At 29.3% G+C, this 10,335-nt stretch carries 8 protein-coding genes, 1 tRNA gene and 1 pseudogene; 3 read left to right on the forward strand and 7 right to left on the reverse strand.

Going from position 1 to position 10,335, the window contains the following annotated elements; all coding sequences use genetic code 11:
- Positions 1 to 87: 87 nt before the first annotated feature.
- The 5 genes from N456_RS08355 to N456_RS08375 form a co-directional block, all read right to left on the reverse strand.
- Positions 88 to 576 (reverse strand): hypothetical protein, encoded by a 489-nt coding sequence (locus N456_RS08355; protein ID WP_062055870.1) that lies wholly within the window; start codon positions 574 to 576, stop codon positions 88 to 90.
- A gap of 651 nt (positions 577 to 1,227) precedes the next feature.
- A complete protein-coding gene (locus tag N456_RS08360; protein ID WP_062055872.1) occupies positions 1,228 to 1,881 on the reverse strand; it encodes a virulence-associated E family protein in 654 nt (217 codons plus the stop codon).
- The gene (locus tag N456_RS08365; protein WP_205410260.1) at positions 1,865 to 2,383 is read right to left on the reverse strand and encodes a hypothetical protein; all 519 of its coding nucleotides are present in this window, start codon (positions 2,381 to 2,383) and stop codon (positions 1,865 to 1,867) included. The genes N456_RS08360 and N456_RS08365 overlap by 17 nt, the downstream gene beginning before the upstream one ends.
- Positions 2,376 to 2,582, reverse strand: coding sequence for a hypothetical protein (locus N456_RS08370; RefSeq protein WP_062055876.1), 207 nt, complete (start codon positions 2,580 to 2,582; stop codon positions 2,376 to 2,378). The genes N456_RS08365 and N456_RS08370 overlap by 8 nt, the downstream gene beginning before the upstream one ends.
- 9 nt (positions 2,583 to 2,591) lie before the next feature.
- Positions 2,592 to 2,921, reverse strand: coding sequence for a hypothetical protein (locus N456_RS08375; protein ID WP_148639252.1), 330 nt, complete (start codon positions 2,919 to 2,921; stop codon positions 2,592 to 2,594).
- Positions 2,922 to 3,602: 681 nt separating this feature from the next.
- Between N456_RS08375 and N456_RS08385 the strand changes: the two genes are divergently transcribed.
- Positions 3,603 to 3,676: transfer RNA gene (locus N456_RS08385), tRNA-Arg, on the forward strand.
- 736 nt (positions 3,677 to 4,412) lie between these two features.
- Here N456_RS08385 and N456_RS25390 read toward each other — a convergent pair.
- Positions 4,413 to 5,243, reverse strand: a pseudogene (locus tag N456_RS25390) (recombinase family protein); the annotation flags it as partial.
- Positions 5,244 to 6,679: 1,436 nt separating this feature from the next.
- Here N456_RS25390 and mobB point away from each other — a divergent pair.
- Positions 6,680 to 7,933 (forward strand): conjugal transfer protein MobB, encoded by a 1,254-nt coding sequence (gene mobB, locus N456_RS08390; protein ID WP_062055882.1) that lies wholly within the window; start codon positions 6,680 to 6,682, stop codon positions 7,931 to 7,933.
- Between the two features lie 2 nt (positions 7,934 to 7,935).
- On the opposite strand, the gene N456_RS08395 is transcribed toward mobB, so the two are convergent.
- Complete coding sequence (locus N456_RS08395; RefSeq protein ID WP_062055884.1) at positions 7,936 to 8,559, reverse strand: JAB domain-containing protein; 624 nt, start codon at positions 8,557 to 8,559, stop codon at positions 7,936 to 7,938.
- A gap of 295 nt (positions 8,560 to 8,854) precedes the next feature.
- Here N456_RS08395 and N456_RS08400 point away from each other — a divergent pair, with 295 nt between their 5' ends.
- Positions 8,855 to 10,267, forward strand: coding sequence for a hypothetical protein (locus N456_RS08400; RefSeq protein WP_062055886.1), 1,413 nt, complete (start codon positions 8,855 to 8,857; stop codon positions 10,265 to 10,267).
- Positions 10,268 to 10,335: the final 68 nt, after the last annotated feature.

Here is a 10,335-nt window from a genome sequence, read left to right on the forward strand (position 1 = left end):
TTTTGCCAATGTCGATCTATTCCGCCACCTCGTACAATTGCCCCTGCATCTTCTATTTTGCCTAAATCTTCCATAGTTAACTGTTGTTTATATAGTTATTGATTGATTTATAGGAACTTGTATGTTTTCTGTCTCCACAAAACCTTTTAAAACGATTGGCAAACCATACTGACCTGTAGTGAGATAATTAGCTGCTAAACTGCTTAATCCTCCTATGGATTTTAAAGCAAGTAAAACTACTGTGGTATCAATAGTAAAGGATAGGGGTAAGATGCTATTTTGATTGGGTTTTAATACAAATGGTTGCGCTAATGGTGTTGTTTGTTCTGCCAGTAGTTTACCGTCTTGTGTATAGGCATTTACTTTAATTTGTGCTATCGTAAATGTGGAACTGCTAAAGTTACCAAGTGATACTATGATGTTGCTTACAGGAGTTAAGGAGAGGTTTAACAGTTTAAATTTTTGTACTCCTATTTTTAAACGCTTGGCATGGCGTATCTTATTATAGATACGCCAACCTTGCGTACTGGCAATGAAAATAAATATAAGTAGGGAAACAAGTAATATCTTTTTCATAGGGCTAAGATGCCACTATGAGGGAATATGGTTTGTAATGCTTCGTAAAACTAAAATGTATTTTTATTTTTTTTTGAAAACTTAGTAGTTGTTGGAAGTAATTCTAGTATTGTTATCTTCTTTTTAAAGTAATTTATGTATAGCTTATTTATATGTATGATCTAATGGTGTCAATTTAGTTTGATTTAGTGCGTTTTCTGCTTGATTTAGTAAAAAAAGACATTGATTTAGTACGTTTTTGACTTGATTTTGTACACTACAGTCACTAAAATCAAACTAAAAAATAACATAAAACTGAAAAGTAGTGTTTTTAAGCTACCACACTACCACACTATTAAACTAGTTACCACAATTACCACACTTTCTATAATTCTACAGCAGTGCTATTATTACTATACTACTTATTATTAAGTATATATATAATATAATACTGCTAATGTGGTAAAGTGGTAGTGTGGTAGCGTGGTTTTCGTGAAATATAAAAAAAGAAAAAGTTTTACTGAAAATCAAATTATTAGCTTTCTAAAGTTCTAAAACTATTAAAAACTTAAAAATGTAGTAGCAAAATTTGTTGTGGTTGGATTTGCTACCAAAAAAAGCCAATACAAGATATTATGTATCGGCTTTAAGTATAAGAATGATATAATAATATTATAAAGGTAATTCTAGATCTGTATCTGGTTTTGATATAGATGTTATCTTATGCATATCTCTAAACTCTTTTTGTAAAGTTTTTTCCATTTCGTCGGATACTAGGCGTACGGGGTAAACTTTTCGAGCCCCTTTATTTTTTATTCTTTTTGATATAGGTTGCCCGTATTTTAGCCGTTCCATTGCTTGAGATAGTCTTTTACTCGACATACGTATACCACTTGCTACAAGCCATTTTTTAAGATAATCATACCATAAATCACTTAATCTAATATCATCTATTTCTATATCAGATATGCAGATCGTGTCAGCAAGCTCTTTTATATAATCTTTATCATCTGGTTTAGGTAGATTATTAAAATAATCTTTTATTGGATGATAGGATTTAGTGTAGTTAGAGTTTAAGATTTTCATAAGGGTACTATCTGTACATTTTATACCCTCGTTCTGTATATCCATCCATATAGTATTTAACTGCCTGTCATCTAATGTTTTGAAACGAACTTGTTTTATGGCTTTATATTCAAGCTCCATTGTGAGTACATTAATTCGTAACTCATAATGTTCATCAAGATAATTTTGTACTTGGTTAATTGTAGTTTGATTTTTCTTTTCATCTATATTAGGTCGTATTTCTTTATGTTCTAATTGCATTGTTCCCCTTATTATTTATGCTATCTAGCATTTTTTTTATTGCATGGTTTAAATCTTTTTGTAAAATATCCATTATCACATTACGGTCTTTTTTTGATAAGTGATTAAGTTTATCATTAAAAAGATAAGGTAAACGCATTTGTAAGTTTTTGCCTAGCTCTTCCGCTTCCATAAGCAACAAAAATTGCCCCTTAGATAACCATACAGGAAAATCAATAATACCATGAATAATACATATTGCCTCAAAAGATATAATATGTTCTTCGTACTCTCGAAGCTGTGCGTTTTTAGCTTTTTTATATTCTAATGATTTATTTTCTAATTGCTTAGTATAGGATTGTGTTCTGTTATAGTACTCTATAAGAACACTAATTATATTGTTCTGTTTATCAAAAAAGGCAGTACTTAACGCATTTTTATTCGCTAAGTACTCTAAATCTTTTTGCATTTGCATAATTGCCTTTTCGAAGTCACAAATAACTTTTTCGTAGCTTTTAGACACTTATTAGTTTTAAATTTTCTGGTAGACCTAAATGTGTTACTATTTTAGATACTTGTTTAGGGTTAAAAGTTTGACCATTGTATTCTCCCAAATCTGATTTAATTGGTTGTAACCATTTACCTAAAGTATATAAGGATATATTATAAGCATGTGCAATAGTACTTTTATTACATGATTTATATCGTGTGATTTTATTCATTACAAACTATTATTTAATTAAATTCAATTCTTTTATCAGATCTATATCCTTACTCTCTATTTCTTGCAGTTCTTTTTTATTGAATTGCTTTACTTCATAGTTTATAAGTTCATCAATAGAGTCTAATTCTAAAAAATTAGATATAATCGCTAGTTTATCAGCTGAGACTTCCATTTTAGCTTCTTTTTTGAGGTACAACCATCGTTCAAATGTTCTCATACTTACTTTTAAAGCTAGTGGAAGTTTCTTTTTTGCAATTCGGTACTCTTCGTGTGGTAATTTTTTTAAGAACTCAAGAATCTTATATTTTTTCTCACTTGATAATTTTGTTTTTCTCATAAAATAATTCATGTTTTAGAAATTAATTTTTAAAGTTTTAAATACATAAAAAAATAGTTTTTATGCCAGTTTTTAGGGTTAAAAACAATCAAATTCTTTTTTTTAAAATGTCGTAACTTACGACATCTCAGAGGGTAGGACATGAAAATGATGACGAAGCAAAGATAAAATTTTTATATTCTCACAAAAATTCATAAATAAGGAAAACCATAATTTGAATATGGTTTTTGCGTATTTTTGTAGTGGTACTCCTACACTAAGATTTAAACAAAAATACAAGTAAAAATTAATTTCAACGTAATTGTTTTAATACTAATGTTTTAACGTTTAACAATTAATAAATATACTTTTCATGCCTTTTCAGTAAAGTTTTAATAATTGATTATGTTTTTAACTTTTCTTTAACTTTTAAAATTAAACTAGAGAATAATTTAATTTTAAAATAATAGTTCTGTAACACTCTATTTTTTTGATTTTCAGTAAAATAAAATTGGTGTCAGTTGGTGTCACTAAATTTCAAGAAAAGCCAATGAAAAAAAAAAATAAAAAAATACTTGATTTACTTGGTGAAACAATGAATTTTAGTACATTTGTGGCGTTCTTAACGACAAAATGGAGTGTAAAAATATGGATCAGATCGCAGGTTCGAATCCTGCCACCCCGACTTTTTAAAGTAGTTACGGGCTCGTAGCTCAGCTGGATAGAGCACCTCCCTTCTAAGGAGGCGGTCATAGGTTCGAATCCTATCGGGCTCACTAAAGCGGATTTTTTATCAAACTTGATAAAATTTCCGCTTTTTTTATTTCCTATATTACCTATCATTTCTGGGATTAGCGAGAAAAACGAATTTACTCTAGTGGTTCGAACTTGGTCTAATTCGTGATTATAGAAGATTCCGTCGGGAAATAGCATTTGTTGAAAAACTTTTTTATTCTCTAAAGTTGAAGATTCCCATAATGGCAGTACATTGGTGGATGTTTTGGTAACAAAATTGATTACTTTTTTGAGGTTCGAACTGTATCCGCTTGTTTTTTCAACTTCTTGCTCAATTTCGAAATATTCATTTTTGTATTTAGAACTGTATTTATCGTAAAGTGGTCTATCTATTTCACCAACAACGAATCGCTCTTCTATATTTTCTAATTTCTTTTTTAAAGCATTTAGATTTGACTTTAAAACTTTCTCATTTTCTGTTTTCGATTTAAAGAATACTCCCATTTGTTCTTCTAGTTGCACTTTGATAACTTCTAATTCTTCTTTTTCAATCTTAAAAGAAGCCAGTGCTTTGTTAAACAATTGGTGCATTGCTTTGGCACTACGATTTACTTTGCATCCTTTTGTTCGACATTTATAGTAATACAAGTTTTTCTTTTTTACTAAATAACCTGTCATTCCTTTTCCACATTTTTCACACTTTGTAAAAATTTTTAAGGGCAGATTATCATTGTCTTTATTATGAACAAATCCGTGTATTCGTTTTTCTTTTCTAATATTATGCACTTGTAGAAAAAGCTCTTTAGAAATCATAGCTTCATGATTTCCTTCAATTACTTGATCTGGAATCATTTTACTAGTAATCAATCCACAATAGAAAGGATTTGAAAATAAATCGTGTAAGCGTTTCTCTGATAGGTTAATTCCCATCTTTTTTAAACGCCTTACAATTTCTACGTTTGGTAATTGACTATACGCTTTCCATTCAAAAGCCTTTTTTAATAGTTTTCCTTCTTCATTAACCACCAACTTACGTTCGGTAGCTTTTCCTTTATTTAAGTCCTCATATCCTCTAGGAACAGCCCAAACCCAATATCCTTTTAAGAGTAGCTCTTTCATTCCTGTAACGGTTTTGTCTCTTCTTAGCTCATTATCCATTTGTCCGAAAAGAAAAAATATTTTTTGCTGAAAAGAACCCGACGGAGTAGTTGGATCAAGTTCTTGTGTAATGGCTAATGTAATCACCCCATATTTTTTAAGTAGTTCTTCAGCAATGGATGCTCCATTAATTCCTGAACGTGAAAAACGTTCGTAAGAATACACAATGATATAGTTGATGTTTTTAGAGCGTTTTACAAACTTTAGTAATTGATTAAACTCTTTTCTATCATCTGTTTTTGCAGATTCGTATGTACCGCCAAAATATCCAACAACATTTAGGTTTCGTCTTTGTGCATATAAATCACAATGCTTTTTTTGAGAGGCTAGACTGGTATTATCTTCTTGATCGCTGGATGAAACCCGAGTATAAATAACGGCATTATTACCTTCTTGAAATTTTTTGGGAGCTTTTGGAGCGAATTGTTTGAAAAGAGTTAAGTTATTCATGGTTTTAAGTATTGAATATCAATAACAAAGATATAGGTATCTGTAAGTTTTGTGTAAAAAGCAATGTTAAATAATATTTTGATCTTGTACATTAATGGCTTCTAATATGAGTAAAGAAAAAGTTTCAGCGTTTTTAATAAGCTGATTGTATGCTTTGGGAGATATGTTTTTATACTTAGGAATTTGACGTATTTTTTCTATAGGTAATCGTTTCTTGACCTTCTCTGTAGCTTGTTCTATATCTTCCTTATTAATGTGTTGTATTGGTTCATAAATAGAAGTACATTTTTTACTTCTTTTTATAAACTTATAGCCTTTCGAACTATGTAATTTATGGAGGTTTTAATTCGTCTTTATTTGTCGTTACTTATCTGATTTTATTATGATTATTTAAAATAGAATTCAATTTTTATAACTGGAATTTTAAATTTTAAGGGGTTTGTAATAAATGAAGCTTTTATCATTTTTCGGGACAACGAAAAACTAGCAGGATATAAGTAGTTCTAATTTGAAAGTTGTTGCTTTTTTCGCTTAACTATCGGTACGCTCAAATACAAAAACTTTCAAAAGAACTGCTACATATCCTTATGTAACTTGTAAAGACTATACAAGTTTTAGGGAATAATAAGGTATCTACTTCCTTGAAAATACGAGTATTTTACTACATTGCAAACACACCTAATTATTCCCTAAAAGTCTTGACAAATTCCACTTCATTTATTTTGCTATGAATGGAAAATCAAACCAATACTCCTTAAAATTATTCAAAAACAGATGACTTCTTTTTTATTTATGAATGCTATTATTTTTGATTAACTAACTAGTTGTATTACTGTATGGCTAGCTGTACTTATTTCTGCTTGTACGATTGACTAGCTGAAAAAATAGCTAGCTAGTTAATTAGCTAGTAGTACAATCAGCTATAGGTATTTTTGTCCAGCCAGTCATGCAGATATTTGGATGGTTGACTAGCTAACTGTTCAATTATAAAGTTAGCTGACTAAACGGTTAAGCGTATAGCCGTTTAGCTGGCTATACGGCTGTACGGCGATACACCAAGAAAAACTGCACTTTTACTCCGTTTTTGTTTTGAAATTTCCTTTTGCAGTACCTAAAGGCTTTAGGTGTCTTGTTTTGTCTATGATAATCATGGTACTATTATTATTCATTCGTTTTTAATTTGTAATGAACAGTTCTAAGAATGGTGATATTACATCACCACATAAAAATCCATTAGAAAACTGTTCAGCGGAACAGAGCAAGTTGTGTAATGAGTGCCTCAAAAATGCTTTTGTGCCTCTCATTACAAACTTGTCCTACGGAGTTTAAAATCCCTCCGAAGTCGAGGGTTTTTTAAAAAAGACGAATTGGAAGTTGTATTACTAACGAATTAAAATGATGAAAAAGCATTCATTTAATTCAAAAAAAAGAGAATAATGATAGCAAAAATAGGGAGAGGAAGTCACTTAAAAGGAGTGTTATTATACAATTATGAGAAGGTTGAAAAAGACCAAGGAAATATTATTCATTGTCATAGAATGATACATTCTTTAACAGGAGAATTTACCATTCCGTTACTAGAGCGTTCTTTTGAACCTTATTTGATTGCTAATAATCGTACCGAAAAACCGATACTCCATATTTCATTAAACCCGAATCCGAAAGATGCAGTTTCAGATGAAACTTTTAATGCATTGGCTGAAAATTATATGCAAGAAATGGGATATGGCGATCAGCCTTATGTGGTGTTTAAACATACTGATACTGAACGTACTCATATTCATATTGTTTCGGTTTGTGTAGATGAATATGGCAAACGTATTTCTGATAGTTTTGAAAAAGTACGCTCTATGAAGGTTTGCCGAAAATTGGAAAAACAATTTAAACTTACCTCAGCAATTGTTAAGACGGAAAAGAAAGACATTCCAATACAAAAAGTAGATGTAAAGCAAACTAATTTAAAACAACAAATAATCTCAGCACTTTCATTTGTTAATGAAAATTATCACTATCAGACACTTGGTGAATACAACGCGTTATTGTCTTTTTTTAATATAACCGCACAAGAAGTTAGAGGAATTATTCATGGAAAAGAAAAACGAGGGTTAGTTTATTTTGCTACGGATAGCTTGGGTAAAAAAGTAAGTAATCCTTTTAAATCTTCTTGTTTTTCACAGCCTATTGGTTTAACAGATTTACATCGAAAGTTTAAAAAATCAAAAGATTTTATTAATACTTATAAACCTCAAAAAAGAGTTCGTGAATTGGTGCGTGATGCAATGCAAAATTATCAGAGCCAAGAGGATTTTAAAAAGTATTTACAAGATAATAAAATATCAACGTTTGTCCGAGAAAACAAACAAGGTAGAATTTACGGTATAAGTTTTATAGACCACACTTCCAAAACAGTATTTAATGGTTCTCGTTTGGGTAAAGATGTATCTGCGAATGTATTTCATCGTATTTGGAACGAAGTAGAATCATCAATCTTAATTTCCGTCAAACAAAATTCAGTAGAACATTTTAGAGAAGACATAGAAAACGAGCCAATAGTAGAAACTCAAAACTTTTCTAATGTAAATATTATGGAATCTTTGGGTAGTTTGTTACCTATGGATATTCCAGTGGAAATGGACAATGATAATGTAAAGAAAAAGCGTAAAAAGAAAAGAGGTGTAAAACGAAGATGATATTAAAGCTTTTTAACTCTTAATTTCTCAATCTCTGGAACAGTTAATCCAGTAGCTAAAGCTATAGATTCAATATTGTAATCTTGACGTTTAAGTTGTTTTGCTATTTCTATTTTTTCATTACGTTTTGCAATAATAGAAGCTTCTTTTTTAATTTTCTCTTCCAGCACATATTGAGGAACATATTTAGTGCTTTTTTCCAGTTCCTCTAATAAACCTATGTTTTTAAAACTTAAATAGCTTTTAGGAGTAATAATTAAATGGTCAGATACAGGTGTGTCAACAATAATACCCACTTGTATTAATCGGTCTGTAATATTTTTATCTCCTTCGGATGGTTTCAGTTCTCCACTGGGGTGGTTATGACATAGGATAATTTTTACAGCTCGTTTTTGTAGAGCTAAACTATATACTTCCATAGGTTCTGCAATGGTTCGGTTTACTGTACCAAGGCTTATTAATTCAATGAAAAGAATACGGTTGTTGTTTTCTAAGCCAATTACCCAAAAGTGTTCTCGGTTTTGGTCTATTTTACCTTCACGGAGTAAAATCTTTTGCATGATTCCGTAAATGTCGTCTGAGTTTAGAATTTTTATTTTTTCGGCTTCGGTTAAATCAATATCCATGAAAACAAAAATAAGATTTTATGATTAAAGTATAATATTTGTTTACAGAATTGAATAAAATTATTTCATAATCATTTGTTATTCATTCTTGCAACTAAGCTAAAAGATTTTTTTAAAATAAATTATCTTTTTGATTCAATTAAGTTCATTCTTTTTTATAGATTTAAAGGTTTCTTATTCTAACCTAATGAAACATCCATATAATATAATTGTGATTTACCGTAATTATATTAATAAAACTAAAGTTATTTTAGCTTTATCAAAAAAATATAACCTGTAATCTTTTTTATTATATGTGTTATTTTTTAATAATCAGATAATTAAATCAAAATCTATAGAAGCTCAATTACAAGATATAAACTACTTCTACGATAAATTTGTCCCATCTAAAATAGAAGGATTAACTATCTATATACTCTATAAATGGGTAAAACTTGAGTATATAGAAAATACATTTACAGAAGCAGATTTAGAAAGAGCCATTAATAGTGCTAATAATTTTTTTTCAGAAAAAAATCATAGAATAGAAAATGTTACACAGAAGTTACTTAATGCTTATATAGAAAATCCTCCAGACGATAAATACAAATATATTTTAACTCCACACGCTAACAGGTTCATAGAATTTTTAGGTAAAAAAATATTTAAAGAACATACTCATTTCCCATTACGAGAAACATTCCAGAATTATGGATTATTTAGAGCTGATGAAATAAATAATATCAAAAAATTTGAATCTTGGTTTGAGTTTCACTTTAAGAATAGTAGTAAAAAAACAATTGAGGATCATTTAGAAGGGTTTAAAAACTTGGTTAATAATTCTATTCTAAAATTAAATGAATTAACAATTATTGATGATGAATTAGCTATTGAAAATTTAGAAAAATTTGTAACTATTTTCAAAGAGATTACTTCGAGAGAAAATGAAATTAGAGAAACTTTTCATTTAAGTGGTTCTTTAAAAAGTGAAATAAAAAAAGTGGTTAATCAATTTGAGAATAAACTTGAGAGACCTAATAAACGAGGGGAAGAGGAAAAGAAAATTATAGAACGGCTTCAAACGGAGTACGAAACAGTTTTAGCAATAAAAACTCAGGTCTTTGTTTTTTTTGAGCAAGTCGAAGGAAAATTAGAACAAATAGTAGAGCGTTACATCTATGCAGATAAACAATTAGCTTATTATAAAGAAAATTTTAGAACAAGATCTAGGTTTCAAATAAATCTTAGGAGATTTTTAGAAATTAGCCTTAAACAACTTGAATATGATAAAGAGAGTTGTGTCGCGTTTAAAGCAAAATTCCCTTTACAATCAATTGTATATGAGGATTTCAAATATATACATTTAAAATATATAGAGAAATTTAGTAAAAAAAAGAATTATATCACTCTAATCGATAGGGATGAAAATTATGAAAGGGAACAATTAACTTTTGCTAATAAAGCACTGTTGAAACAAGAAAGAATTGCCAAACTAATTCAAGAATACCAAGGAAAACTAAGAATTGAAAAAAAACTAAATGTTACCAATGATTTTTACGAAATCTTAAAAGACTCAAACGATTCTGATATAGCACTAGAAGTAATACACGGACTTTTACAATTCGCTAGCGCAGACAAAAATTATTCTGTAGACATTCAAAAAGAATTATCAGATGATGTTTTAAATAATGAAATATTAATATGGAAAATAAATATTCAAGCGATATAGAAAGTAATGATTCTTTTAAGTTTTTAAATCATAGTGAAGTTCAAAAACACTTTGCGAATTTGAATTGG

Source organism: Aquimarina longa SW024, assembly GCF_001401755.1.
Classification (GTDB): Bacteria; Bacteroidota; Bacteroidia; order Flavobacteriales; family Flavobacteriaceae; genus Aquimarina; species Aquimarina longa.